23 protein-coding genes and 1 tRNA gene are annotated in these 26,348 nt (G+C 67.7%); 15 read left to right on the forward strand and 9 right to left on the reverse strand.

What is annotated here, in order from left to right; genetic code table 11:
• The first annotated feature begins 9 nt into the window (after positions 1-9).
• Positions 10-942 (forward strand): phytoene/squalene synthase family protein, encoded by a 933-nt coding sequence (locus NN2_RS06395; RefSeq protein WP_063011281.1) that lies wholly within the window; start codon positions 10-12, stop codon positions 940-942.
• Here NN2_RS06395 and NN2_RS06400 read toward each other — a convergent pair.
• Genes NN2_RS06400 through NN2_RS06410 form a run of 3 tightly spaced genes read right to left on the reverse strand, consistent with a single transcriptional unit; the run spans position 937 to position 4,524 of the window.
• Positions 937-2,409 carry an SDR family oxidoreductase gene (locus NN2_RS06400; RefSeq protein ID WP_063011283.1) on the reverse strand — a complete coding sequence of 491 codons (1,473 nt, stop codon included), beginning with the start codon at positions 2,407-2,409 and terminating at the stop codon, positions 937-939. The genes NN2_RS06395 and NN2_RS06400 overlap by 6 nt on opposite strands.
• Positions 2,410-2,433: 24 nt before the next feature.
• Positions 2,434-3,756 (reverse strand): cryptochrome/photolyase family protein, encoded by a 1,323-nt coding sequence (locus NN2_RS06405; RefSeq protein WP_063011284.1) that lies wholly within the window; start codon positions 3,754-3,756, stop codon positions 2,434-2,436.
• Between the two features lie 57 nt (positions 3,757-3,813).
• Positions 3,814-4,524, reverse strand: coding sequence for a lipocalin family protein (locus tag NN2_RS06410; RefSeq protein WP_369817495.1), 711 nt, complete (start codon positions 4,522-4,524; stop codon positions 3,814-3,816).
• A 266-nt stretch (positions 4,525-4,790) separates the two neighbouring features.
• Here NN2_RS06410 and NN2_RS06415 point away from each other — a divergent pair, with 266 nt between their 5' ends.
• The 3 genes from NN2_RS06415 (at position 4,791) to NN2_RS06425 (ending at position 7,557) form a co-directional block, all read left to right on the forward strand.
• The gene (locus tag NN2_RS06415; RefSeq protein WP_439955845.1) at positions 4,791-5,570 is read left to right on the forward strand and encodes a MerR family transcriptional regulator; all 780 of its coding nucleotides are present in this window, start codon (positions 4,791-4,793) and stop codon (positions 5,568-5,570) included.
• A gap of 180 nt (positions 5,571-5,750) precedes the next feature.
• Positions 5,751-6,782, forward strand: coding sequence for an NAD(P)H-dependent amine dehydrogenase family protein (locus NN2_RS06420; protein WP_063011286.1), 1,032 nt, complete (start codon positions 5,751-5,753; stop codon positions 6,780-6,782).
• A 4-nt stretch (positions 6,783-6,786) separates the two neighbouring features.
• Positions 6,787-7,557 (forward strand): SDR family NAD(P)-dependent oxidoreductase, encoded by a 771-nt coding sequence (locus NN2_RS06425; protein WP_063011288.1) that lies wholly within the window; start codon positions 6,787-6,789, stop codon positions 7,555-7,557.
• Between the two features lie 8 nt (positions 7,558-7,565).
• Here the strand turns inward: NN2_RS06425 and NN2_RS06430 are convergent, their stop codons facing one another.
• A complete protein-coding gene (locus NN2_RS06430) occupies positions 7,566-9,680 on the reverse strand; it encodes an MMPL family transporter (RefSeq protein ID WP_063011290.1) in 2,115 nt (704 codons plus the stop codon).
• 98 nt (positions 9,681-9,778) lie between these two features.
• On the opposite strand from NN2_RS06430, the gene NN2_RS06435 reads away from it, so the two are divergent.
• The 9 genes from NN2_RS06435 to NN2_RS06475 all read left to right on the forward strand — a co-directional run bounded on the left by NN2_RS06435 (position 9,779) and on the right by NN2_RS06475 (position 19,227).
• Positions 9,779-10,294, forward strand: a complete 516-nt coding sequence (locus NN2_RS06435; RefSeq protein WP_063011292.1) for a MarR family winged helix-turn-helix transcriptional regulator — start codon at positions 9,779-9,781, stop codon at positions 10,292-10,294.
• Positions 10,295-10,427: 133 nt separating this feature from the next.
• Positions 10,428-11,627 carry a PucR family transcriptional regulator gene (locus tag NN2_RS06440; RefSeq protein ID WP_063011347.1) on the forward strand — a complete coding sequence of 400 codons (1,200 nt, stop codon included), beginning with the start codon at positions 10,428-10,430 and terminating at the stop codon, positions 11,625-11,627.
• A 174-nt stretch (positions 11,628-11,801) separates the two neighbouring features.
• Entirely contained in the window at positions 11,802-13,256 is a 1,455-nt protein-coding gene (gene lpdA, locus NN2_RS06445; protein ID WP_063011294.1) for a dihydrolipoyl dehydrogenase, read from the forward strand.
• An 11-nt stretch (positions 13,257-13,267) separates the two neighbouring features.
• A complete protein-coding gene (pdhA, locus tag NN2_RS06450; protein ID WP_245658574.1) occupies positions 13,268-14,443 on the forward strand; it encodes a pyruvate dehydrogenase (acetyl-transferring) E1 component subunit alpha in 1,176 nt (391 codons plus the stop codon).
• 19 nt (positions 14,444-14,462) lie between these two features.
• A complete protein-coding gene (locus NN2_RS06455) occupies positions 14,463-15,446 on the forward strand; it encodes an alpha-ketoacid dehydrogenase subunit beta (RefSeq protein WP_197040003.1) in 984 nt (327 codons plus the stop codon).
• Between the two features lie 12 nt (positions 15,447-15,458).
• On the forward strand, positions 15,459-16,787 hold the full coding sequence (locus NN2_RS06460) for a dihydrolipoamide acetyltransferase family protein (protein WP_174554949.1): 1,329 nt from the start codon (positions 15,459-15,461) through the stop codon (positions 16,785-16,787).
• Between the two features lie 172 nt (positions 16,788-16,959).
• Positions 16,960-17,448: a PaaI family thioesterase gene (locus NN2_RS06465; protein WP_063011298.1), complete on the forward strand. Its 489-nt coding sequence runs from the start codon at positions 16,960-16,962 to the stop codon at positions 17,446-17,448.
• Positions 17,449-17,562: 114 nt separating this feature from the next.
• On the forward strand, positions 17,563-18,399 hold the full coding sequence (locus tag NN2_RS06470) for a helix-turn-helix transcriptional regulator (protein ID WP_063011300.1): 837 nt from the start codon (positions 17,563-17,565) through the stop codon (positions 18,397-18,399).
• Between the two features lie 69 nt (positions 18,400-18,468).
• Positions 18,469-19,227 carry an SDR family oxidoreductase gene (locus NN2_RS06475; protein ID WP_063011302.1) on the forward strand — a complete coding sequence of 253 codons (759 nt, stop codon included), beginning with the start codon at positions 18,469-18,471 and terminating at the stop codon, positions 19,225-19,227.
• 32 nt (positions 19,228-19,259) lie between these two features.
• On the opposite strand, the gene NN2_RS06480 is transcribed toward NN2_RS06475, so the two are convergent.
• From NN2_RS06480 to NN2_RS06500, 5 genes are all read right to left on the reverse strand, one after another.
• Complete coding sequence (locus NN2_RS06480; protein WP_063910693.1) at positions 19,260-19,703, reverse strand: Zn-ribbon domain-containing OB-fold protein; 444 nt, start codon at positions 19,701-19,703, stop codon at positions 19,260-19,262.
• A 179-nt stretch (positions 19,704-19,882) separates the two neighbouring features.
• Positions 19,883-19,954: transfer RNA gene (locus NN2_RS06485), tRNA-Val, on the reverse strand.
• Positions 19,955-20,028: 74 nt separating this feature from the next.
• Positions 20,029-20,493 (reverse strand): peroxiredoxin, encoded by a 465-nt coding sequence (locus tag NN2_RS06490; protein ID WP_062999484.1) that lies wholly within the window; start codon positions 20,491-20,493, stop codon positions 20,029-20,031.
• 79 nt (positions 20,494-20,572) lie between these two features.
• Positions 20,573-20,995, reverse strand: coding sequence for a DUF3052 domain-containing protein (locus NN2_RS06495; RefSeq protein WP_030518770.1), 423 nt, complete (start codon positions 20,993-20,995; stop codon positions 20,573-20,575).
• Between the two features lie 177 nt (positions 20,996-21,172).
• The gene (locus tag NN2_RS06500; protein WP_063011304.1) at positions 21,173-21,730 is read right to left on the reverse strand and encodes an Rv2240c family protein; all 558 of its coding nucleotides are present in this window, start codon (positions 21,728-21,730) and stop codon (positions 21,173-21,175) included.
• Positions 21,731-21,967: 237 nt separating this feature from the next.
• Between NN2_RS06500 and aceE the strand changes: the two genes are divergently transcribed.
• Both aceE and NN2_RS06510 read left to right on the forward strand, forming a co-directional pair.
• Positions 21,968-24,892 (forward strand): pyruvate dehydrogenase (acetyl-transferring), homodimeric type, encoded by a 2,925-nt coding sequence (gene aceE / locus NN2_RS06505; protein WP_063011306.1) that lies wholly within the window; start codon positions 21,968-21,970, stop codon positions 24,890-24,892.
• 141 nt (positions 24,893-25,033) lie between these two features.
• A complete protein-coding gene (locus tag NN2_RS06510; RefSeq protein WP_104362950.1) occupies positions 25,034-26,299 on the forward strand; it encodes a PucR family transcriptional regulator in 1,266 nt (421 codons plus the stop codon).
• Positions 26,300-26,348 lie beyond the last annotated feature (49 nt).

Genomic DNA, 26,348 nt, shown 5'->3' on the forward strand with positions numbered 1-26,348 from the left:
CGGAAACTCATGTCCCCCATCGCCTTTCTCGACAACGGCCGCGCCGATACCCAACTGCAGCAGTCCTATCGCGCCTGCCGGACGCTCAACGCCCGCCACGGCAAGACCTTCTTCCTCGCCACCCGGTTACTCGCCCCCGACCAGCGTCCGGCGATCCACGCGCTCTACGGCTTCGCCCGCCGCGCCGACGACATCCTCGACGACATCGACCCGAGCCGTCCGGTCACCGAGCGAGCGGCACGACTGGACGCGCTGGCCGCGCAGTTCACCAGCGAGGACGCCGACGCCGACGCCGTCCTCCCGGCCGTACTGCACACGGCGCACTCCTACCGCATCGCTCCGGCGCTGTTCGACTCGTTCCTGGAGTCGATGCGCATGGATCTCACCGTCACCGACTATCCGGATCGGCGTGCGCTGGACCGCTACGTCTACGGTTCCGCCGAAGTCATCGGGTTACAGGTCTTGCCGGTGCTGGGCACGGTGTGCCCGGTGGACGAGGCCGCTCCCTACGCCGCCGCGCTCGGAAAAGCCTTCCAGCTAACCAACTTTCTGCGCGACGTGGACGAGGACCTGGTCCGAGACCGGGTGTATCTGCCGGCAGACGAACTGGCCGCCTACGGCGTCGACCGTGACCTGCTGCTGTGGTGTCAGGCGCACCGCCGCACCGACCCGCGCGTCCGGCGCGCTCTGGTCGCCCAGCATGCGCACACTCGCGACATCTACGACTACGCCCGCGCCGGTATCGCCTTGCTCGCGCCACGGTCGCGGCCGTGCGTCACCACCGCGCTCACCCTCTATTCGGAAATTCTGGATCGCATCGAGAGTCTGGATTTCGACATCTTCGTTCATCGTGCCCGCGTCGGTATCCCACGGCGTGCCGCGGTGGGCAGCCGCGGTCTCGCCCGCGCGCTCCGGTCCAGGCAGGCGCAGCCGGGGCTATGAAACCGGCTGCGCCGCAGCCTCTTCGGCCGCGCCCGTGATGTTGCGGGTCATCCCGCCGAAGATGAGCGCATGGAAGGGAACGATGGCCTTCCAGTACAGATGACCGGCCAGACCGTGCGGGTCGAATACGGCCCGCTGCCGGTAGACCGTGCCGCGCGCGTCCGTGTCCACGCTCAGCTCCAGCCATGCCCGCCCGGGCACCCGCATCTCCGCGCGCAACACCAGAGTGTGCGGTCGCTCGATGCGTTCCACACGCCACCAGTCCAGCGCCTCGCCGGCGTGCAGCCGATGCGGATCCCGCCTGCCCCGCCGCAAACCGACGCCGCCGGCCAGTCGATCGATCCAGCCGCGCAACGACCACGCCAGCGGAAACGAATACCAGCCGTATTCGCCACCGATGGATTCGATCACCGACCACAGCGTCGCCGGATCGGCCCGGGTGTGGCGTTCTCGTACATCGACGTAGAGGGAACCGCCCGACCACGCGGGATCGGTGGGCAGCGGGGACGACGGTTCACTACCGAGCTGATCGGCATCCGACCAGCGGGTGGGGACATCGAGGTCGCGGATACGCGTCAACGCCAATTCGACCGCCGTGCGGTAGTCGATCAATCCCCGCGCCGGATCGGGGATGTGCTCGGCGATCGCGTGATCTTCGCAGACCACGTCGTTGACCAGCGATTCCATCAGCGGTACCGCGATAGCCTTGGGCACCGGGGTCACGAGATTGACCCATTGTGCCGAGAGCCACGGTGTGAGAACCGGGACCGGGACGATCACGCGCCGCGGCAGCCGCGCCACTTCCGCGTAATCGCGCATCATCTGTTCGTAGGTGAGCACATCCGGACCGCCGATGTCGAAAGCACCGCGCACATCCGGCGGCAGTTCGGCCGCCCGCGTCAGGTAGTACAGCACATCGCGCACCGCGATCGGCTGGATGCGGTTGCGGACCCATCGCGGCGTGACCATCACCGGGAGCCGTTCGGTGAGATAGCGCAGCATTTCGAAACTGGCCGAACCGGATCCGATGATCACGGCGGCCTGCATCGCAATCGCCGGAACCGATCCCGCGAGCAGGATGCGACCGACCTCGGCGCGGGAGGACAGATGCCGCGACAGTCGCTGGCCGGGCGGGACGATGCCGCCCAGGTACACGATCCGGCGTACCCCCGCTCGGGCGGCCTGCTCTGCCACCAGTGTCGCCGCGCGGCGGTCGACCTCGTCGAAATCCGTTCGCGTCAGCGAATGCACCAGGTAGTAGAGCACATCCGCGTCGGTGCACACCGCGGCCACGTCCTCGGCGCTGAGCACGTCACCGCGCAGGACTTCCACGCTGTCGCGCCACGCGGCGTCGTCGAGTTTGGCGGGTGTGCGGGCCAGCACCCGCACCTCGTGCCCCGCGGCCAGTAGCTCGGGCACCAGGCGGCCGCCGATGTAGCCGGTCGCACCGAACACCACACATCGCATACCGTCTCCTGATCACCGAATCGACTACATGCCGGGCACTTCCACAATCGGCGCCGGATAGGTCGCGTCATCGACATCCTCGCGCCACGGCCGGTGCACCGCCGCACCGGACAGGTGGGCGAGTTCGGGCAACCAGCGCCGTACGTACGCACCCTCGGGGTCGAAACGGTTCGCTTGCCGCAGCGGATTGAGTGTGCGATTGGGGCGGGTGTCGGTTCCGGTGCCCGCGACCCATTGCCAGTTCATCTGGTTGTTCGCCACATCACCGTCGACCAGCCAGTACCGGAAATGGGCCGCGCCGATCCGCCAATCCAACCGTAGCGTTTTGGCCAGGAACGATGCGGTGATCAGCCGCGCGCGGCCCGGCATCCATCCTTCGTCACGCAGCTGGCGCATCGGCGCGTCGACGATCGGGAAACCGGTACGACCGTGCGTCCACGCCTCGAACGCCTGCTGGTCCTGACGGACCTCGACCGGCCCCGGGCGGTAGTCGGACCACGCCGCCGCGGGCCGGGCCGCCAGTACCTGATGATGAAAATCGCGCCAGGCCAATTGCCGGGCGAAACTGTGCGCACCCGGATCCGACAGGTCCAGGCGCGACACCACCTCCGCGGCGGACAGGCATCCGAAGTGCAGATACGGCGAGAGATGCGAGGTGGCGTCGGCCGCGAGATCGTCGTTGGTATCCGCGTACGCGGTGACCGCATCGGACAGCCAGCGGCGCAACATCTTTCGCCCCGTCGTCTCGCCTCCGACCCGCAGGTTGGGCGAAGCCCGCGCGGCGCGGAGCTTGTCGAGGCCGGGTTGTTTCCCGTCCAACGACGGCACGGTGAGATCTTTCGGCGGTGGCAGCGGACTGCGGTGGCGAGCGGTTTCCCAGCGCCGGAAGTACGGCGTGAACACCGCGAAATGATCGCGTCCGGTGCTCGGCTCGATCGCATCGATGTCCACGCTGGTCACCGTCGCGGGGTGCGTCTGCACGCGGCAACCGTGAGATTCGAGCCTGTCGCGCAGAGCCGATTCGCGGCGCTTGCCGTAGTGGCTGACCTCGGCGGCGAGATGCACCGACTCCGCCTGTGACTGGGCGACGATCCGCTCCACCTCGTCGACGACCTTGCCGCGCCGCAGCACGAGATGCCCGCCGCGCGCTCGTAATTCGCCGTCGAGCTCGTCCAGCGCGGCGGCGAGGAATCGCACCCGGTTGGGCGCGGCCTCCGAGCCGGTGACCAACGATTCGTCGAGGACGAACAGCGGGACAACCGCATCGCCTGCACGCTGCGCCGCGGTCAGCATCGGATTGTCGTGCACCCGCAGGTCACGGGTGAACAAAGCTATCGCCACACCCATCGCCACTCACCTCCACTCACCGGACTCGCCAGGCTGATAGGTCGCATCGAGCCGAGCTCAGATCCGGCACAGCGGGGTGATGTCGTCTCGCCCACCGGTCACCGGCGAGGTCAGGTACAGGCACGGCTGCTCACCGGCGGCGACGATCGCCGCGACGATCTGATTCCACTGGTCCGCGTCCAGTGCGGGCGTGCGAGACAGCACGAATCCGGAGATCCGGAAGGGGTCGGTGACGAGAGCCCAGGAGTAGTCCGGCCCGAGAGCGGTCACGATGTAGTTGGGCGGGCCGTCCAGGCTTTCCTGTGTCGGCACCCCGGGGAACGCGACGCGCAACTGTGCCCCGGTCACCGGATCGACCACGCGCGCCGCACCCTGAATGTCGTTGGGCGCACCCGACCACGTGGTGCACGAATTGTGAACGGACACATCACCGTTCGGAAGGGCGGCGTACTCGGCGCGCGTATCGCGAGCACAGACGAGATTGAAAAACTGCGGAACCGCGGCGAGCTGATACCACGTTCCCAGGTAACGGTTCAGATCGAGCGAGGGAACGGGAGCCGGTCCCGCCGCGGGCGTCGGGCTCGCCCCCGCCGGTGCCGCGACGCCACCGAACACGACCGCCGCCAGGACGGCGACACCGGCCAGCCGCGCCGGGCGCATCGCTGTCGCAGCGAAGAGGACCAGCCGACGGGCACCACCGGCCAGCATTCTCACCACCTTCCCGTCGATACCTCCGGGGCGGTCTACCTGCGAGCGATGTTCGAGCACCTGCGACTCCTCTGTTCGATGAGCATGGGTTCGACAACACTGCCGATCCTACAGCAATCGATGCGGAATCGATGCATAATGGGAGTGTCGTCCCCACGCCGCTCCGTCGTCGCCTACCGCCGTCCCCTACCGCCGCCCACTACCGCGCGGGCACCGCAGCACTGCGACCTCGAGCACTGCGACCTTGCGGCGCCCATGCCCGTGAAAGGCAGAATGATCGTCATGTCCGATGCCTTGCCCCCCGACAACGACGCAGAACCGCGACGCTGCGCAGTTGGAATCAGCGCTACGGCATCGGCCCCTCCCAGCATCGGCGCGGGCGCCACCGCCTGTACTCCGAAGCCGATATCGCCCGGCTCGAGCGCATGGTCGTGCTCGTCCGAGGCGGATCGAGCCCGGCGCGAGCGGCCGAATCCGTGCGCGCGCCACTGCCGGTCGCCGGAGACCACGCATCACTTCTCGATGCCGCCTTCGCCTCCGACCCGACCACACTGCAGGCGTTGCTCTTCGCCCACATTCGCGCGTTCGGCGTGGCCGACACCTGGGACCGGCTGTGCCGCCCGGCCTTCGCCGAGATCGTCCAGCGGCAAGGAGCGGGCATCGGATGCATCGACGTCGAACACCTTCTGTCCTGGTGCATTACGGCCGCACTGCACCGTGCGGTCCCGCCCCCGGCCGACGCGTCCGCGGCCCCCGTACTGCTCGCCTGCACCAGCGGCGAAGCCCACTGCCTGCCACTCGAGGTCCTGCGCGCCGCACTCGCCGAACTCGACGTCCCGGCCAATATGCTGGGCCCCAACGTCCCCACTCCAGCCCTCGGCGATGCCCTCGATCGCAGCGCGTCGAGCTCGGTAGCGGTGCTGTGGTCACAGCAGGAATCGACCGCGCTCCTCTCGGCCGTGCGCACCTGCGCCGACCGCGGCACGCGCGTCCTGCTGGCGGGCCCCGGCTGGCAGCACGTACCCGCCCCGGACACCGCCGATATCGTCGACGACCTCCGGTCCGCGCTGAAAGAGCTGACCGGCGCCCACCCGGCGGAGGTGTAGCCGCAACGAGGCTGATCGGCGGTCACCCGCCGGCCGGCGCGGCAGCAGAACTCCGCGCCCGGACAGCTCGGCAAGAGCCCGAGGGGCCTTGTCCCACCGCACGCGTAATGCTAATTTTCGTAGAAGAGAATAACATTCTCATTCTCGCCGACACCACCGGCAGCTCGAAAGGTCGATCACGTGCGCGTCATTCAATGGACCACCGGGAAGGTCGGAAAGCTCAGTCTGCGCGGGATTCTCGACGATCCGCGGCTCGAGTTGGCCGGTGTCTACGCCTATTCCGACGACAAGGTCGGGGTGGATGCGGGCAGGCTGTGCGGCCGGCCGGATACGGGGGTGCTCGCCACCGCCGATATCGATGCGCTGCTCGCGCTGGAGGCGGATACCGTCCTCTATACGCCGTTCATGGCCGACCTCGACCATGCGACGCGGCTGCTCGAAAGCGGCCTCGACGTCATCAGCACCAACTTGTTTCTCAACGTCGGCGGGATTCGGGGCGAGACGGAGCAGAAGCTTGCCGCCGCCTGCGAACGCGGGAACAGCTCGCTGCACATCACCGGCATCAATCCGGGCTGGATCAACGCCGTGACCACCGCGTTGACCGCGGTGTGCCGTGACGTCCGGTCGATTTCGATCTCCGAATCGGCCGATGTCTCCGTCTACGAATCCGCGGAAACGTGGCAGGCCCTGGGTATTTCACGTCCCGAGGCCACCCCGGAACTGATCGAGATCGCGAAACTGTGGATGAGTACGTTCCGCGATTCCGTCCAGCGCATGGGCGTAGCCCTCGGCTACGAATTCGACGATATGGACTTCGCCATCGAGTACGCGACTGCCGCCGAAACGGTCGATCTGGGATGGATCCGCATCGAGAAGGACACCATCGCCGCGGTGCGTGGCGGATGGGCCGGAAAGGTCGGCGAGAAATCCGTCGTTCGCTCGAACGTCGCGTGGTACCTCACCGACAAGCTCAATGAGAGCTGGGAATTCGACGACGACCACTACCACATCGTCATCGACGGAGAGCCCGAGGTACGGACCCGGATCAGATTCGTCCCGCCGGACAGCTGGGGAAATCACGAGTGGGACACCATGACCGCGATGCCCGCGGTGAATTCCGTTTTCGACGTCGCCCGAGCGCCCGCCGGTATCTCGACGTTGAAAGAGGTGGGATTGCCCTGCGCGCCCGCCGATCTGTGGCTGTCGCGGTGACGCCATGGGATATGCCGACGAACTGTTCGATCTGACCGGCAAGGTGGTTCTGGTCACCGGCGGCAGCCGCGGGCTGGGACGAGAGATGGCCTTCGCCGCCGCGCACTGCGGTGCCGATGTGATCATCGCCAGTCGCAACTACGACAATTGCGTGGCGACCGCCGGGGAGATCGCGGAGAAGACCGGCCGCGCCGCCATGCCCTACGGCGTGCACATCGGTCGCTGGGATCAACTCGACGGGCTGGTCGACGCCTGCTACGACCGGTTCGGCCGGGTCGATGTCCTCATCAACAATGCCGGAATGCAACCGGTGTACGACGATCTGCCCTCGGTGAGCGAGAAACTGTTCGACGCCATCATCGCCCTGAATCTCAAAGGGCCGTTTCGATTGTCGGCACTCGTCGGCGAGCGCATGGTCGCGGCGGGCCGCGGATCCATCGTCAACGTCAGCTCCACCGGTTCCATCCGGCCGCGCCCGTCGATCGTGCCCTATGCCGCCGCCAAGGCAGGACTCAATGCCATGACCGAGGGTTTGGCCCTGGCCTTCGGCCCGGCCGTCCGAGTCAACACCCTGATGGCAGGGCCCTACAGCACCGATGCCACGGCCGGATGGGATCTCGACAACCTCGCCCCGGACGACAACCCGTTCGCCGCCCACGCCCTCCAACGCATCGGCCGGCCCAGCGAAATCGTCGGAGCCGCACTGTTTCTCGCCTCCGACGCCTCCAGTTACACCACCGGATCGATCCTCCGCTCCGACGGCGGCATGCCGTAGAGCCCCGTTCAGCGGCTCTGTTCCGACGTCGACGCGCTCGCGGCGACCGACGGCGCCGACGGTCCGGAATCGGCCGGCGCCTCTCGGATCCAGCGCCCCGGCCACCAGATTCCCGGACCGATCAGCGCGAACAACGCGGGTATCACCAGGGTTCGAATGACGAAGGTGTCGAGCAGGATTCCGACGCCGACCACGATGCCCAGCTGGGTCAGCGTGATCAGGGGCAGGACGCCGAGGACAGCGAACACCGCGGCCAGCACGATTCCGGCGCTGGTGATCACCCCGCCCGTGGAGCCGACCGCGCGGACGATGCCGCCGGTCACGCCGTGGCCCGGTGTCTCCTCGCGGGCACGGGTGACCAGGAAGATCGTGTAGTCGACGCCCAGCGCCACCAGGAACAGGAAGGCGAACAGCGGCACGTTGGTGTCCAATGCCGGAAAGCCGAACACGTAGGTGCTGAGCAGGCTTCCGATGCCCAGTGCGGCCAGGGCGCTGAGCACGGTGACCGCGACCAGCAGGAACGCGGCCGGCACTGCCCGCAACAGCACCAGAAGTACCAGCAGGACGACCACCAGAACGAGCGGCATGATCACGAGCTGATCGCGCCGGGCCGCGTCCCGGGTGTCCAGGGCGACGGCATCGGAGCCGCCGACCAGCGCCTCGGCGCCGGGCACCGAGGACAGTGCGGTGCGCAGGCGACTGACATCGGCGAATGCCGCCTCGGAGGCGGGTGGCGCGTCCAGGGTCACCGACCAGCGCGTCAACCCGTTGTCCGAGACGCCGGTCGGTATCGCGCGCACGACGCCGGGAGTGCTGTCGAGGGCCGACTGCACGGCCGGCGCGGCGTCGGTGCGCGCCAGCACGACCGCGGGATCGCTTGCGCCGGAGGAGAAATGCTCGCTCACCGCACGCAGGCCGTCGACCGATTCCGCCTGCACGCGGAACTGCTCGGACTGTGCGAGCCCGACATGGGCGAACGGAAGCGCGGCAGCACATGCGGCCGCGACGAGCAGAAAGACGCCGGCCACCACGCCGGGCCGCCGTACCACCTTCTCCGCGACGGTGTGCCAGGCGCCGGAGGTCGCGGTGTCATGGCCGTCGACACGAGGAACGAACGGCCAGAACACCTTTCGACCGCACAGCGCCAGCGCCGGAGGCAGCGCGACGAGGACGAAGACCGCCGCGATCAGAAGCCCCACCGCCCCGAAGGCGCCCAGTCCGCGAGTGTTGGGCAGCAACGCGAGCAGCAGTATCAGCAGGGCCAGCACAACCGTCAGATTGCTGGCGAGCACCGCGGGCCCGGCTCGCCGAACGGCGATCCGCAGCGCCGCCCGATGGTCCTCGGTCCGATACAACTCGTCGCGGTAGCGCGACACCAGCAGCAACGCATAATTCGTGCCGGCCCCGAAGACCAGGACGCTGGTGATTCCCGCGGTCGAACCGTCGAACGTCAGACCGCTCACCTGGGCGAGGGCATTACCCGCCGCCGATGCGACGCGGTCGGCGACCGCCACCACCGACAGCGGAATCAGCCACAGCACCGGCGAGCGATAGGTCGCTATCAGCAGCACCATCACCACGGCGGCGGTAACCGCGAGCAGCAGAGTGTTGGCGCCGGAGAAGGAATCGGCGATATCCGCGCCGAAGGCCGGGCCGCCGGTGATGCGCACCTGCAGGTCGGCGGGTGCGTCCGCACGCGCGGCCGTGCGCAACTCGTCGATCCGGTCGGTCAAGGCGAAGCCGTTCAGCTCGGCCGGGATCGGCGTCTGGCCGAGTGCGGCGCGCTGGTCCGGCGACATCACGATCCCCGGCCCGCTCGCACCGGAACGTATCCGGGTCAGGGCCGCATCGGCCTGCGCTCGATCTTCCGGGGTGAGGACTGCCCCGTCGGCGCGCGTGACGATCAGGACCGCTGCCGCCGAATCCCCACCGGGGAACTGCCGCAACAAACGCTGTACCTGCGCGGATTCGGCGTCGTCGGGCAGCGAATTCGGCGCCGAGCCACCCGATTCGCCGCCACCGGACAAGCCGAGCACCGCGACGGCGGCGACCACCATGGCTACCAGGACGAGCCACCCTTTACGCCCGGAGACGATCTGCGCATATCGATCCCATCCGCCCATGCGCAAACTATTTCAGAAACTGAAATAATTTGCAAAGGGTCGGGCTCCGAGCCGATACGCTGTGTGCACTGCGCGCAGGAACGAGAAGGGAGACAGAGGTGACCGAGAGTTCGATCGATGCGTCACCCACCGATCGCGACGAACTCGAGACGGCGATCGCCCGCGACATCCGCGCGCTCACCGCCGTCTCGGATCGGATCTCGCATCTCTTCGCACATTCGAACGAATTGCGCCCCAACGACTTCCGCGCGCTCATGCATATCGCCACCGCCGACGCGGAAGGAACGCCGCTCACCGCCGGAAGGCTCGGAACGCTGCTGGGCGTCTCTCCCGGCGCGATCACCTACCTGATCGAGCGCATGATCGAGTCGGGCCATATCGAACGCGAACCCGACGACACCGACAAACGCCGGGTGCTGCTGCACTACAGCGATCACGGCATGAGCGTGGCCGCGGGATTCTTCACCCCGATCGGCATGCGCACCCGGACCGCACTCGCCGGCCTGCCGGACGCCGACCTGCAAGCCACCCATCGCGTCCTGACCGCCATAGTCGGCGCCCTCCGCGACCACAGCGCGGCGATCACGTCCGAATCCGAGAAGCCGAACCGATAGGCGTTCCGGCCCGGTCACAGCACCGCGTCGCGTAGGTCGTCCGACAGCCGCCCGGTAACAGTGCGCAGGTCGAGGCCATCGGGCGACCGGCCGGTTGCGTCTGCGCGCCCACGCTGGACGTACTGTGACCGACGTGGCGCCCGTAGCAACCCCGGAACCCCTGCCCGACTCCGCGGAGTTGGCGAGGGCGTGCGGGAGCGACATCGACCAGCTCACCGCCCGGCTCATGGCGGCCGTGTTCACCGACGATCCGGAGTGGACGGACTATTCGGCGGTGAGCCGAGCGGATCTGCGGGACGGATGCCGGCGGTTCCTGACACGGGTGCTGGAACTGCTCGCGGCGAAAGGGGCCGGCGCCGAACGAGACGATGTGGCCGCCGCGATCGGCCGGCAGCGCGCCGCGCAGGGCGTTCCGCTCGAGGCGATGCAGCGCACCTTCCGCCTGGGCGGGCGCATCGTGTGGGAAGCCCTGATGGATCGCGGCGGAGCGATGTCACCTGCCGATTTCCGCGAAATCGGGACTGCCATGTGGGCGGTGGTCGACGGGATGTCCTCGGCGCTGGTGACCTCCTATCGCGGTGCCGAACTCGATCGCGTTCGACGCGACGAACGCCGCCGCCACGCTCTGATCGAAGACGTCCTCTCCGGGCGCGGCCGCGATGCCGTCTTCGCCGCGCATGCGGCACGCGAACTCGACATCCCCGCCGGCGGCGACTACCTGGTGCTCGTGGCTCGCGGTGAACCGCAGCCGCTGCGGCCGGGGACCGAAAGCGCGTTGGCGGCCATGGGGATTCGCTCGGTCCGCCACGATCGCGGCGATCACACGGTCGGCATCGTCGCACTCGAACAGCATTCCCCGCAGCAGGCGGCGGAGGTGCTGGAACCGCTGGTTCTCGGACGCGCGGGCCTTTCTCCGGCGGTCGAGGGGTTGGCCGAGATCGACGTCGCCCACGCACTCGCCACGCTCGCACTGGATACCGCGCCGCGAGGTCGCGACGCCACCCTCACCCGGCTGGACGATAACTACCCGGAAGCCCTGCTGGTGCGCGCGCCCGATCTGGCGCAGCGATTGGTGCAGCGATCACTGGGCCCGATCCTGGCGTTGCCCGCGAAGGAGCGCGACATCCTGCTGCACACGCTGACGGTGTGGCTGGCCCAGAACTGCTCGGCAGCCCATGCCGCACCGCTGCTGCACTGCCACCGCAACACGGTCATCAACCGGCTTCAGCGCGCGACGACACTGCTCGGGCGCCCGCTGGAGGGCCCCCGCCACCAACTCGAACTCTCCCTCGCGCTCACCGCCCGCGAACTGCTCGAACGCCCGGCCGGCTGAGCCCTCGGCGCCGAGCAGCCGCGAGCGGAATTGGGCGCAGCGCCCAATCCCGAGCCGCAATTCCTGGGCTTGCCGGGAATTGTCGGGCGTCGGCGCACGGATAAGACTCCACACCTGATGACCCACACCGCAACCGGATTCGGGTCGAACGATTCAGGACGAGGAGCACCACAAGTGCCGGAATTCGATCTCTTGATCATCGGCGGCGGGCCGGGCGGGTATGTCGCGGCGATCCGCGCCGCCCAGCGCGGCCTGCACGTCGCCGTGGTGGAAAAGGAACGCCCCGGCGGGGTGTGCCTGAACTGGGGGTGCATACCCACCAAGGCTATGCTGCGCTCGGCGGAGGTATTCGAAACACTCAGCACAGCAGCCGATTTCGGGGTCAACGCCGACAACGTTCGCTTCGACTTCGCCGCCGTCCGCCGGCGCAAGGACGGCATCGTCGCGGAGCTGACCGGCGGCGTGGCGGGGCTACTGAAGGCCAACGGCGTCACCGTGATCGAGGGCCATGCCCGCTTCACGGGACCGACCACCGTGGAGATATTCGAGCCCGGTCCCTCGCCGGTCTTCGCCGACGGGCCCCGCTACGGCGCCGCCCCGGCCGGCACCGCGAGCCGCACGGTGACGGCCACCGACGTGATCGTCGCTACCGGGGCCGTGCCCGCGCACCTGCCCGTTCCGGGCGCCGAGTTTCCGGGCGTGATCACCTCCGACGGCGCCTTCGGATTGTCCGAGGTGCCCGAGCGGCTCGTCGTCATCGGTGGCAGCGCGGTCGGCGCCGAGTGGGCGGGGCTGTTCGCCACCTTCGGCGCGGACGTGACGATCGTGGAGATGCAGGATCGCCTGGTCCCGTCGGAGGACAAGGAGATCGGCGCCGCGCTGGGCCGTGCGTTCATTAAACGCGGCGTCAGCGTGCTGACCGGATGCACCGTCACCGGCATCGAGCAGAGTGGCGAGGCGCTGACGGTCGACGTCGACGGCGCGACGACTCGGAAAGTCCAGGCCGACGTCGTGCTCGTCGGCGTGGGCCGTCGTCCCAACACCGCCGATCTCGACCTGAAGTACGCCGGAATCGACACCGACGCACGGGGATTCATCACCGTCGACGGCCGGCTGCGGACCACCGCCGAGCATGTCTACGCCATCGGCGATGTCACTGGCAGAGCCCTGCTGGCGCACGTGGCGTCCCATCAGGGCCTCACCGCCGCCGACGTGATCGCCGGACACGACGCCCGCATCGACTACACCGTGATCCCCGCGGCGACGTTCACCCATCCGGAGATCGCGAGCGTCGGCCTGACCGAGGACGCGGCGCGCGCCGGCGGCCACGAGGTGATCACCGCGAAATTCCCGTTCGCCGCACTCGGACGAGCCAAGGCGCTCGGCGAGACCGAGGGCTTCTGCAAGATCGTGGCCGGGGCACGCCATCGGGAAGTACTCGGCGTGCACATCATCGGGCCCTCGGCCAGTGACCTGATCGCCGAAGGCGCACTGGCGATCTCGCTCGAAGCGACACTCGACGAACTCGCCGACACCATCCACGCCCACCCCACCCTCGGCGAGATCGGTATGGAAACAGCCCTGACCGGGCTCGGCCTGCCGATACACACCGCGCCGCGTTCACGTTGAGGAGCACCACCGTGACCACCACAACCCCGCAGCAGGCCACCCGCACCTCGGCCCGCCGCGCACCGAAGCGACCGGCCGTGTCGACCGCGCCGGAGCAAGCTCGATCCGCAGCGAGCGATTCTCTGCCGGCCGATCGAACCGCCACGCAGACAGCATCATTCGAGTCCCGTGTGGCGGCCGAGCATCCCGATACGCTGCGAAAGCTGTATCGCGACATGCTGTTCGTGCGCCGGTTCGAGGAGCGCACCGCACAGAGCTATCAGCAGGCCCGGATCGGCGGCTACTGCCACCTCAACCTCGGTGAGGAGGCCACCGTGGTCGGCCTCGGCGCGGCGATGCGCCCCACCGACTACCTGTTCACCAACTACCGCGAACACGGCTACGCCCTCGCCAAGGGCATCGCGCCCGGCCGGGTCATGGCCGAGCTGTACGGCCGCTCCACCGGCACCTCCAAAGGGTGGGGCGGATCGATGCACATGTACGACACCGAGACTCGGCTGCTCGGCGGCTACGCCATCGTCGGCGGCCAGGTACCCCTCGCCGTCGGCGCCGCACTGGCGATCGACTACCGCGGCGGCGACGATGTCGTCGTCTGCCAAATGGGTGAGGGCACAACGAATATCGGCGCCTTCCACGAATCGCTCAACCTCGCCGCACTGTGGAATCTGCCGATCGTCTTCCTGGTGGTCAACAACCAGACCGGCATGGGCACCACAGTGGAGAAGTCCTCCGCCGAACCCGATCTGTGGAAACGCGCCGCCGCCTATCGCATGCGCGGTGAACGCGTCGACGGCACCGACGTCCTCGCCGTCCGCGACACCGCCAGGGATCTCATCGACACCGCACGCCGCGACGGCCGGCCGGCACTGCTGGAGGCGGTCAGCCACCGGCTGAAAGGCCACTCGGTGGTCGACCCCGCGAAATACCGCACCGAGGAAACCGTGACGGCCGCACGATCCCACGACCCCATCGAGATCTGGAAGACCGCGCTACTGAAAGCCGGTGCGCTGAACGACGATTCGGCCGCCGCCCTGGACGCGGAGGTCCTCGCCGAGGTCGCCGCCGCCGTCGAGTTCGCCGACACCAGCCCGCACCCGCAGCCGTCGAGCCTGTTCGACTACACCTACGCCACCCCGGTGCCCGGCGATTCCCGCCGCCTGCCCGCCGACCCGCTCTTCACCGCCTGAGGACCGCCCCGTGCCTGTCATGACCTACCGCGAAGCGCTGCGCGAAACCCTGCGCGAGGAAATGCGCCGCGACGACGACATCTTCCTGATCGGCGAGGAGATCGGCGTCTTCGAAGGCTCCTACAAGATCACCGCCGGACTGCTGAACGAATTCGGCGAGCAGCGCGTCCGCGACACTCCCATCGCCGAGGAAGGATTCGTCGGCGCGGCCATCGGCGCCGCCATGCTCGGTCTACGCCCGATCGTCGAGATCATGACGATCAACTTCTCCCTGCTCGCCCTCGACCAGATCGTCAATCACGCCGCCAAGATCTACGGCATGTTCGGTGGGCAGACCAGCGTGCCGATGGTCATCCGCACCCCCGGCGGCGGCGGACAACAACTCGGCGCCACCCACTCCCAGAACATCGAGCTCTACTACGCGTTCGTTCCCGGCCTCAAGGTCGTGGCACCCAGTACCCCGGCCGACGCCCGCGCCCTGCTCAAAGCCGCGATCGATGACGACGACCCGGTGCTGTTCCTCGAGAACCTGTCGCTCTACAACACCAAAGGCGAAGTACCGCAGGACCTTCCGCCCGCACAGATCGGCAAGGCCGCCGTCACCCGCGAAGGCACCGACATCACCCTCATCGGCTACTCCCGCATGGCCACCGTCTGCACCCAGGTCGCGGACGAGCTTGCCGCCGAGGGCATCTCCGCCGAGGTGATCGACCTGCGCAGCCTGCGCCCGCTCGACCGCGACACCCTCGTCCGCTCGGTCCGCAAGACCGGCTGCGCGGTCATCGGTGAGGACGACTGGCTCACCTACGGCATCGGCGCCGAAATCGCGGCATCGATCTCCGACGGCGCCTTCGACTATCTCGACGCTCCCGTGCGCCGCGTCGCCATGGCCGAAGTGCCGCTCCCCTACGCCAAGCCGCTGGAGAAGCTGGCCCTGCCGTCCGTCGAATCGCTCTACACCGCCGCCGTCGAAACCCTTGCGGCCGTGGGCAAGCGACGCTGAGAGGAAAGACCGTTGTCCGAAATCACCATGCCCCGCCTCTCCGACACCATGGAAGACGGCGTCGTCGCCAACTGGCTCAAACAGGTCGGTGACACCGTCACCCGCGGCGAAGTGCTCGCCGAAATCGAGACCGACAAAGCCCTGATGGAACTCGAGGCCTACGACGACGGCGTCCTCGAACACATCATCGCCGCACCCGGAACGCGGGTTCCGATCGGCGAGCCCATCGCCATTCTCGGCGACGGCAGCGGGACCGCCGCCGCACCCGCACCGTCATCTGCGCCTGTTCCGCAGACCCAGCCCGCATCGGCACGGCAGAGCATCGAGCAGCAGCCGGAACCGGCCGACATCGCATCGAAACGACGGCAGACCGCGCCACAGCCCGGCCCGTCCCCTGCCGACGCGGCGCCAGCGGGGTCTGTTGCGTCCTCCGCCGCAGATACCGTCCGCCGCAAATCCTCACCGCTGGCGCGCAAGATCGCGCAGGAACTCGGTGTCGACATCGCGACCGTCACCGGGACCGGCCCCGGCGGACGCATCACCCGACTCGATGTCGAAAATGCGCATGCGGCAGGCACTTCCGACGACGTGCACGCTGTCGCCGCATCGGAAACCTCGGAACCGGGCACCCCCGGCATCTCGGCCTCCGGCGACTACGACGAGATCCCCCTGACCACCATCCAACGCGTCTCCGCCACCCGCCTCACCGAGAGCAAACAGCAGGCGCCACACATCTATCTGACCAGCGCCGTCGACGTCACCGAACTCCTGGCCTTCCGCGCCCGGATCAACGAGTCACTCGCCGACACCGGGGCCGGCAAGGTCAGCGTCAACGATCTGCTGGTCAAAGCCGTCGCCACCGCACTACGCGCCAACCCCGCCGTCAACGTCTCCTTCGCCGGCGACACCCTGCGCCGCCACCACGGCATCCACCTCGGCGTCGCCGTCGCCACCCCCGCCGGCCTGCTCGTCCCCGTCATCCGCGACGCCGACCGCAAACCCGTCTCGGCCATCGCCGCCGAAACCCGCGACAAAGCCGAACGCGCCCGCGACCGCAAACTCCGCGCCGAGGAAATGACCGGCGGCACCTTCACCATCTCCAACCTCGGCATGTACGGCATCGAACACTTCACCGCCGTCATCAACCCGCCCGAAGCCGCCATCCTCGCCATCGGCGCCGCCACCGACGAACTCCGCCTCGACGGCGACGAAGTCGTGAGCCGAAAGATTATGCGCGTCACCATGTCCGCCGACCACCGCGCCATCGACGGAGCCGTCGCCGCCCAATTCCTCGCCCAACTGAAAGAGCTGATCGAACACCCACTGCGCATCGTGATGTGAGGCCGGTGCGGCGTGGGCAGGCGGCGGAGGCTCCCCCACGCCGAATCGCCGTTGAGCCAGAACTTGAAGTTGACGTCAAGTTCAGATTAAATGGCAATCAGTCCAGTTGTGGTGCACCTCGGCTTCCCGGATTCGGCGGTGAAGCGTCGAGCACCCCGAAAGGAGCCGGGTGATGAGCGGGCAGCAGGCGGAGAATCCGGAGTTCGCGCAGATCGTAGAGGCCGTCGTCCTCGGCATGCCCGCGGCGCGACATCTGGGGTTCTCGTTCCGCCGCGTCGAACGGGGCGAGGTCGAGATCGTGCAGCCCTATCGCACGGAGTTGACCGAGCACAACGGCAACTTTCAGGGCGGCGTGATCGGGTCGCTGGCGGACTTCGCCGGTGGTTCCGCGGCGGGGACGCTGTTACCGGCCGGCTGGGTGAACATGACGGTCGACTACACCGTCAAACTTCTGTCTCCGGCGCGAGGTGAGTATCTGGTGGCCCGCGGACGGGTCGTGAAGCCCGGCAAGGCGCTCACCGTCGCGGCGGCCGAGGTCTACGGTGTCGACCAGGGCGCCGAAACACTCTGTGCGACAGCGCTGGTCACGATGCGAAACATCGACCTGCGCAGCCCAGGAGCTACGCCCGCGGTTTCCGCCGCCGGTCGCGGGGATGCGTGAGTCGACCGCTCGCCGGATTTCCCTGTTCGGGCCTACACGTGCGAACACGTCCTCGGCAACCCGGTGATCGGCGCGATGGCGAGGCCGAGTCGGCGCGCATTGTTACTGTTTTTCATGACCAGTGACTCGGCGCGGCGTAGAGAACAGCTGCGCGAATTCCTCCGCAGTCGCCGCGAACGGCTCGACCCCGCCGAGGTGGGGCTGGTGGCGACCGGACGACGTCGCACGCCGGGCCTGCGGCGCGAAGAGGTCGCACAGCTCGCGGGGGTCGGAGTGTCCTGGTACACGTGGCTCGAGCAGGGGCGCGATATCAAGGTGTCGACCGAAGTGCTGGACGCGATCGCGAGCGCACTGCGATTGACCGAGTGGGAGCGGGCCCACGTGTATCGGCTGGCAGGGATGAATCCGCCTCGGGCCGTGCGGGATCGGGATGCACAGGTCACCGCGGAACTGCGGCATCTGCTCACGGTGTGGTCACCGCGGCCCGCGGTGCTGCGTGACCGGTACTGGAACATCCTGGCCGTCAACGACGGGGCACGGATGGCCTTCGGCTACGACTGCGACGACTACAACTGTCTCGTCTCGTTTTTCACCAACGCGAGCTACCGGGAAATGCACCTGCACTGGGCCGCCGCCGCACCGGCGGTCGTCGCCGCCTATCGCGCGGATGCGGCGCTGAACGATCCCGAATTCGACAGGGTGATCACCGAACTCTCCACGATCAGCGCGGAATTCGCCGAACTGTGGGCCCGGCAGGAGGTGGGCGCCCCGACGCAGGCGGTGCACGCGGTGCGCCATCCGGCGGCGGGCGAGCTGTTCTTCGACACCACCACGTTGATCGTCGCGGACCATCCCGATTGGCATCTGGTGCTGTACAACCCCCGGCCCGGCGCCGGGACCGAGCAGCGGCTGAGCCTGCTGACGCGGGATCAAACGGCCGCACCCGCATAGCCTGGTGGTGGTTATCCCACGTTGATCTCGCACTGGTTGTCGAGTCCGGCCCTCGGCAGGCTTCTTCCCATGGCACACAACAGATTCGACGGCAAGATCGCACTGGTCACGGGCGGGACGAGCGGTATGGGACTGGCCACCGCGCGGCGGTTGCGTGACGAGGGCGCGCGGGTGATCGTCACCGGCCGCGACCCGGGCCGGCTGGCCGCGACCGCCGATGAACTCGGGCCGGAGGCGCTCGCGATCGCCGGCGACACGACCGACCTCGCCGCCATCGATGCCGTCTTCGAGACCGTCCGGAACGGGTACGGCCGATTGGACGTGCTTTTCGTGAATGCGGGCATCGGATTCTTTCCGCCGACCGATGCGGTGACCGAGGCCGATTTCGACCGGGTGATCGGCGTCAACCTCAAAGGGGTGTTCTTCACCGTGCAGAAGGCGATTCCGCTACTGGCCCCCGACGCGGCCGTCGTGATCAACGCCTCGTGGGCACTGCACCGCGGCATGCCGTTCGGCTCGCTGTATTCGGCGACCAAGGCCGCGGCGCACAATCTGGCACGCACGTTCGCTGCCGAGTTGGGCGCCAAGGGAATTCGGGTCAACTCGGTGAGCCCGGGATATATCGACACCCCCGCGCTGCGGGCCGAGCTTCCCGAGGCCGTGCAGAGCGCTGTGGCCGGCGATATCGTCGCCGGCCGGATCGGGTCCGCCGAGGACGTCGCCGCCACTGTGGCCTTCCTGGCCTCGTCCGAGGCGTCGTACATCACCGGCCAGGATCTGCTCGTCGACGGAGGGCTGGTGGGCCTGGTTCCGAGCGCTGCGACCTGATCCCCCGGCCATAGCACTGCGCAAAACGCGGTTCACCGGGGCGCGTGGGCTCCTCTGTCGGAGGCGGCGGTAGTCACCGATTCGCGCCGGCACTGCCGGTGCCGGCGATCGGCGCACACCACGAAGACCGGAAATCTGTCGTCTCGCGGACGCGGCTGGAAATGCACCCGCACCGGCCGATCCGACAGCAGCGGCACCTCCCCCTCCAGCGAGGTGTAGACCCACGGCCCCTCGTCGAGTTCGACGATCGCGACCGTCGACGGCGCACCACCAGCACCGGCACGGTCCACCACCCGCCACGACACGATCGAACCCACACCCGACGACGGCACCCGTTCCAGGTCATCCGACGCACACGAGGAACACCCCGCCGTGAGCGGCGCGAACAACTTGTCACACTTCGCGCATCGCCGGATCATCAAGATCTCTTCCGTGGTGCCGGCATGGGACCTGTGCCGAAGCTCGGGTGCAGACATCGAATCCTCCGCAACGTGACCGATAGATACGAACTCCAGGTTCGTCGCCAGCGAGCACCATCGCGACGGTAGAACTACCTGTGCGTATACCTATTTTTCGGAGACCGACGTGCCGAGCCGCGAGCCCCACGGATTCGACGCGAGGCACATTGCAGGCCTTCTGACCTGCACAGACAGAGTGGGCGCAGAGGGGTTCGAACCCCCGACCGCTGGTGTGTAAAACCAGTGCTCTACCACTGAGCTATACGCCCGGACTTCACCGGCCGGGCGGCGGTGAAGATGGTGTGCTGCGCGGGGCCGGTTGTCCGGGACCGTGCGCGGCGGTTCATGAATCTAGTGCAGTGAGCGCTTTCTCCCAAGCCGCCTGGTCACGGGGCTCTCCGGGGCCGTTCATCTCGGCGAAGCGGATGATTCCGTCCTTGTCCACGACGAAGGTGCCGCGGTTGGGGAAGCCGGTTTTGTCGTTGAAGACACCGTAGGCCTGGGTGACGGCGCCGTGCGGCCAGAAATCCGACAGCAGCGGGAAGGTGTAGCCCTGCTCGGCCGCCCAGATCTTGTGGGTGGGCGGGGGTCCGACGGAGATGGCGAGGATCTCGGCGTTGTCGTTCTGGAACTTCGGCAGTTCGTCGCGCACCTTGCACAGCTCACCCTGGCAGATGCCGGTGAAAGCCAGCGGATAGAAGACGATCAGGACATTCTTGTGGCCCCGGTAATCGGCGAGGCTCACATCCTGGTTGTTCTGATCCTTCAGCGTGAAATCCGGTGCGGCCGTTCCCACTTCGAGCGGCATGCGCAGTCCTCCTGTCTTCGACGGCGGGCTGTTCCGGTACTCGGCGGCCGCCCGTGCGAAACAATAGTCACGCGGTGGATCAGCGCTGCTTCGAGGGCGTCTTGGGCTGCATCAGCTTGGTGCCGGTCCAGGTGCCGAGGCTGACCGGTGTGGTCGACGTCAACCCCGCGGTGGGGGCGGATTCGGCGATCTCGCTGGGGTCGACATGGCCGGGCTGACCGGTCTTGGGGGTGAGTACCCACACGACACCGTCCTCGGCGAGCGGACCGATGGCATCCATCAGCTCGTCGACCAGGTCCCCGTCTCCGTCGCGCCACCACAGCAGTACGACGTCGATCACCTCGTCGGTGTCCTCGTCGAGTAGCTCGGAGCCGATCGCGTCCTCGACAGACGCCCTCAACTCGTCTGCGGTGTCCTCGTCCCAGCCCAATTCCTGAACCGCCATGCCGTGGGCAATGCCAAGCTTCTGAGCGTAGTTCTGCGCGTCCGCCGCGGCGACCACGGTGGTGTCCTCCTCAACTCCCGACAACAGATAGTTGCAAGCGAACATGGTTATCGGCCGCAACGCAAGCCGATCCGCCCAAATAGCCTCCGAAATGTCGCGGATGCATGCCCCGGGGCGAAGCCCGCAGAGGCGGTTCGCAACGCCCTGAGCGGCCCCGGGACATCCGTTTCCCGGCTATCGCGCCGGGCATGCGGTCCGCACCGCGTTCAGCGCGTCGTTGACTCGCTTACTCGCGTCGTTGAGCGTGCCGACCGGTGAGGTGTAGGTCATCTTGCGGGATTCGCCGGCCAGACCGCGGGCGGCGTTCACGTATTCGGTGAGCTTCTGCGCGAGATCCGGGGGTAACGCGTCGCCGGCGGCGGTGACCCGCCCCTCCACGGTCCGCGCGGCGTCCTCGAGGGTCTGCGCGGCGGAATCGCGCTTGGCGTCCTGGTCGGGGGCGTTCGCATCGTGCGCGTCGACGAAGTCGTTGTACTTCGTCACCGCGGCACCGGTGGTGTCACGGAACGGTGTGCAGTTGTCGGCGACGGCTTTCGTCTGCGCGGCAGCCTTTTTCGACGAGGTGGCCGCGGCCGAGGACGCTGCCATCTCGGTCCGGAACGCGGCCGCGTCCGCCTGGTTCACGGTCGCGGTACCGTGGACAGCGGTAGAGCATCCTGCCACCACGAGTCCGGTGCCGACCGCCAAGGTCGCGCACGTCAGTCCGAACCCACGTGGGTTCAGCAGTTTCATCGTCCTCCCCGCTTCTCGAGCAGTCGAAAGAATGTCTTGTGGCGAGTTCGCTGCAACGAGCGTCACAGCCTAGCGAACGGTACTGGATTTACGGCTGACATGATGACCTGGGACGCATCATCGACAAGGATGTGAGGTGCGCCCCAAACCGTGAGCGACGGACGGCCCGCACACCAGCGGTGCTGCCCGGGGTTAGAGCCATCAGCTTGTCCACCCCCTGTACGAGGAGCATTGATTTTGACCGACCTGATGCACCCGATTTCGTCAAGTTCTGCATCCGACCCCGAGCCGACGAGCGCCAACGGTTCCGCCGACCACCAGTCGGCGCCCGCCCGCCCGGCCGGTGCGCGTGTGCGTGTGATCCGCGAGGGGGTGGCGTCATATCTACCGGACATCGACCCGGAGGAGACGAGCGAGTGGCTCGACTCCTTCGACGAGATGCTCGAGCGCGAGGGCCCCGGCCGCGCACGCTATCTGATGCTGCGCCTGCTGGAGCGCGCCGGTGAACGTCACGTCACCATCCCGTCGTTGACCTCCACCGATTACGTCAACACCATCCCCACCGAGAACGAGCCGTGGTTCCCCGGCGACGAAGAGGTCGAGCGCCGCTACCGCGCCTGGATCCGCTGGAACGCCGCGGTCATGGTGCATCGCGCGCAACGGCCGGGAATCGGTGTGGGCGGCCATATTTCGACCTACGCGTCGTCCGCGGCGCTGTACGAGGTCGGCTTCAACCACTTCTTCCGTGGCAAGAACCATCCCGGCGGCGGCGACCAGATCTTCATCCAGGGCCACGCCTCCCCCGGCATCTACGCCCGCGCCTTCCTCGAGGGCCGGCTGACCGAGGATCAGCTCGACGGGTTCCGCCAGGAATACAGCCACGGCGGTCCGGGCCACGGGCTGTCGTCGTATCCGCACCCGCGACTGATGCCCGATTTCTGGGAATTCCCCACGGTCTCCATGGGCTTGGGCCCGATGAACGCCATCTACCAGGCGCGCTTCAACCATTACCTGCACGATCGCGGGATCAAGGACACCTCCGATCAGCACGTGTGGGCCTTCCTCGGCGACGGCGAGATGGACGAGGCGGAATCGCGCGGCCTGGCCCATGTGGCGGCGCTGGAGGGTCTGGACAATCTGACCTTCGTCATCAACTGCAACCTGCAGCGGCTCGACGGCCCGGTCCGCGGTAACGGCAAGATCATCCAGGAGCTGGAGTCGTTCTTCCGCGGCGCCGGCTGGAACGTCATCAAGGTGATCTGGGGCCGGGAGTGGGACGCGCTGCTGGGCGCCGACCGCGACGGCGCGCTGGTCAACCTGATGAACTCCACCCCGGACGGCGACTACCAGACCTACAAGGCCAACGACGGCGCCTACGTGCGCGAGCACTTCTTCGGCCGCGATCCGCGCACCAAGGATCTGGTCAAGGATCTGACCGATCAGCAGGTCTGGAACCTCAAGCGCGGTGGCCACGACTACCGCAAGATCTACGCGGCCTACGCCGCGGCGCTGGCGCATCAGGGCAAGCCGACGGTGATCCTGGCCAAGACCATCAAGGGTTACGGCCTGGGCAAACACTTCGAGGCGCGCAACGCGACGCACCAGATGAAGAAGATGACGCTCGACGATCTGAAGGCGTTCCGCGACGTGCAGCGCATTCCGATCACCGACGCCCAGCTCGAGGCCGATCCGTATCTGCCCCCGTACTACCACCCGGGCATGGATTCGCACGAGATCGGCTACATGCTGGACCGCCGCCGCGCCCTGGGTGGCTTCCTGCCCGAACGGCGTTCGGCGGCAAAGCCTTTGCAGCTGCCCGGCGACGCGCCCTACGCCTCGGTGCGCAAGGGTTCGGGCAAGCAGAACGTCGCGACCACCATGGCGTTCGTGCGGCTGATGAAGGAACTGTTGCGCGACAAGGAGATCGGCAAGCGCATCGTGCCGATCATCCCGGACGAGGCCCGCACCTTCGGTATGGACTCGTGGTTCCCGTCGTTGAAGATCTACAACCGCAACGGGCAGTTGTACACCTCCGTCGACGCGGAATTGATGCTGGCCTACAAAGAAAGTCAAGTGGGCCAGATTCTGCACGAGGGCATCAACGAGGCCGGATCGACCGCATCGTTCACCGCGGCCGGCACGTCGTACGCCACCCACGGCGAGCCGATGATCCCGCTCTACATCTTCTATTCGATGTTCGGGTTCCAGCGCACCGGCGACGGCCTGTGGGCGGCCGCCGACCAGCTGGCCCGCGGCTTCGTACTCGGCGCGACCGCCGGGCGCACCACGCTGACCGGTGAGGGGTTGCAGCACAACGACGGCCATTCGCTGCTGCTGGCCTCCACCAATCCGGCGGTGGTCGCCTACGATCCGGCGTTCGCCTTCGAGATCGCCCACATCGTGCGCGACGGCCTGCGACGGATGTACGGGGGCGGGCGAGCGCAGCTCGGTCCGGGCGGAACCCTCGCCTCCGAGATGCCCGGGACCCATCCGGTGATGAAGGACGACGTCTTCGGCGGCGAGAACGTCTTCTACTACATCACCCTCTACAACGAGCCGTATCAGCAGCCGGCCGAGCCGGACGACCTCGACGTCGAGGGCCTGCTGAAGGGCATCTACCTGTACCGCCGGGGCGGCGAGGGTGACGTGCGCGCCCAGATCCTGGTCGCGGGTGTGACGCTGCCCGACGGCCTGCGCGCGCAGGAACTGCTGGCCGAGGACTGGGGTGTGCAGGCGGACGTGTGGTCGGTGACCTCGTGGAGCGAGCTGCGCCGGGAGGCGCTGGCCAAGGAGATCCACACGCTGCGGCATCCGGATGCCGGAACCGACGCGCCGTACATCACGCGAGTGCTGTCGCAGGCGCAGGGGCCGTTCGTGGCGGCCTCGGACTGGATGCGCGCGGTGCCGGACCAGATCCGCAAATGGGTCCCCGGTGACTACACCACGCTGGGCACCGACGGATTCGGGTTCTCCGACACCCGGCAGGCGGCGCGGCGGGTGTTCAACGTCGACGCCCAATCCATCGCGCTGGCGGCGCTGGAGGCCCTGGGACGCACCGGCGGGGTCGATCCGTCGGTGGTCGCGCAGGCCGCAACCCGCTACCGCATCGACGACGTCGACGCCGCGCCGAAATCGATGAGCAGCGAAGAACAGCTCGCGTGACCGTTCCGGTAGGGGCGCGAATCGCGCCCCTACCGGGGGGTTGCGGAGACCGACAGCGCGATGACGGAATATTGAACAGTGGAACGTAAACCGCCGCGGCCTCGCCGGGTTTCCGAGGGGTCGTCCGAGCACGAGGTCTATCTGCCGACCGGGGCGCTGTCCCCCAATCGGCAAACCCGCGATCCGCTGCCGGACACCCTGCTGAAACGGGTGAAGCAGTTCTCCGGGCGGCTGTCCACCGAGGCGATCGCCTCGATGGAGGACCGGCTACCGTTCTTCGGCGATCTGGATGCCGCCCAGCGCGCGGGCGTGCAGATGCTGGTGCAGACAGCGGTGGTCAATTTCCTGGAGTGGTTGCAGGATCCGGAAAGCGATATCCGTTTCAGCCTCGACGCGTTCCAGGTGATTCCGCAGGACCTGGCCCGCCGGCTGACCTTGCGGCAGACCGTCGACATGGTCCGGGTCGCGATGGAGTTCTTCGAGCAGTGGCTGCCGGCGCTGGCCCGCAACGACCGCCAGCTGGTGGCACTCACCGAGGCGGTGCTGCGCTACGGCCGCGAACTCGGTTTCGCCGCGGCGTCGGTCTACGCCTCCGCGGCCGAATCCCGCGGCGCCTGGGACACCCGCCTGGAGGCGCTGGTGGTCGACGCCGTGGTGCGTGGTGACACCGGCGCCGAAATGCTCTCGCGCGCCGCCACATTGAACTGGGATGCCACCGCCGCCGCGACGGTGCTGGTCGGCACACCACCGAAAGATCAAGTGGCCGTGGTGAGTTCGGTGCACGTCGTCGCCGCCCGGCACGGCCGCGCGGCGCTCGCGGTGGTGCAGGGTTCGCGGCTGGTGATGGTGGTCAGCGGCAATCTCGGCGATACCGGCTACCCCTCGCCGTTCCTGATGGATCTGCTCGCCGAGGCGTTCTCCGAGGGGCCCGTGGTGATCGGCCCGACCATGCGCACGCTGTCGGCGGCGCACGTCAGCGCGGTGGAGGCGATGGCCGGAATGGAGGCCGTGGTGGGCTGGCGGGCGGCGCCGCGGCCGGTGCACGCCTCCGAACTTCTGCCCGAGCGAGCCCTGCTCGGCGATCGGGCTGCGGTCGACGCTCTCAACGAGTATCTTGTGCTACCGTTGGCCGCCGCCGGGTCGGCCTTGTCGGACACTCTCGACGCCTACCTCGATTGCGGTGGAGCGGTCGAGACTTGCGCCCGGCAGCTGTTCGTTCATCCAAATACGGTCCGCTATCGGCTCAAGCGCATCGCCGAGGTCACCGGCCGGGATCCGATGAATCCTCGTGACGCCTATGTGCTCCGAATCGCGGCAACAGTGGGTCGTTTGACACGAATGCGTAACGAATCGTCTACACCTGCCTCAGAAGACTCGCAGGCAACTTTCTACGAAGATCGCCTGTAACGGACATCGGGGCGCTGTCGATCGCCTCGACCCACGTGCCGTTTTGTGG

The sequence above is a fragment of the Nocardia nova NBRC 15556 genome (genome assembly GCF_001613005.1).
Classification (GTDB): Bacteria; Actinomycetota; Actinomycetes; order Mycobacteriales; family Mycobacteriaceae; genus Nocardia; species Nocardia nova.

Bases quoted from the DNA above. Each gene is read 5' to 3' on its own strand.
- NN2_RS06480 (WP_063910693.1), bottom strand. From the start codon at position 19,703: ATGTCTGCACCCGAGCTTCGGCACAGGTCCCATGCCGGCACCACGGAA.
- NN2_RS06500 (WP_063011304.1), bottom strand. From the start codon at position 21,730: ATGAAACTGCTGAACCCACGTGGGTTCGGACTGACGTGCGCGACCTTG.
- NN2_RS06425 (WP_063011288.1), top strand. From the start codon at position 6,787: ATGGGATATGCCGACGAACTGTTCGATCTGACCGGCAAGGTGGTTCTG.
- NN2_RS06430 (WP_063011290.1), bottom strand. From the start codon at position 9,680: ATGGGCGGATGGGATCGATATGCGCAGATCGTCTCCGGGCGTAAAGGG.
- NN2_RS06395 (WP_063011281.1), top strand. From the start codon at position 10: ATGTCCCCCATCGCCTTTCTCGACAACGGCCGCGCCGATACCCAACTG.
- NN2_RS06470 (WP_063011300.1), top strand. From the start codon at position 17,563: ATGACCAGTGACTCGGCGCGGCGTAGAGAACAGCTGCGCGAATTCCTC.
- NN2_RS06405 (WP_063011284.1), bottom strand. From the start codon at position 3,756: ATGGGTGTGGCGATAGCTTTGTTCACCCGTGACCTGCGGGTGCACGAC.
- NN2_RS06400 (WP_063011283.1), bottom strand. From the start codon at position 2,409: ATGCGATGTGTGGTGTTCGGTGCGACCGGCTACATCGGCGGCCGCCTG.
- NN2_RS06490 (WP_062999484.1), bottom strand. From the start codon at position 20,493: ATGCCGCTCGAAGTGGGAACGGCCGCACCGGATTTCACGCTGAAGGAT.
- NN2_RS06465 (WP_063011298.1), top strand. From the start codon at position 16,960: ATGAGCGGGCAGCAGGCGGAGAATCCGGAGTTCGCGCAGATCGTAGAG.
- NN2_RS06475 (WP_063011302.1), top strand. From the start codon at position 18,469: ATGGCACACAACAGATTCGACGGCAAGATCGCACTGGTCACGGGCGGG.
- NN2_RS06455 (WP_197040003.1), top strand. From the start codon at position 14,463: ATGACCTACCGCGAAGCGCTGCGCGAAACCCTGCGCGAGGAAATGCGC.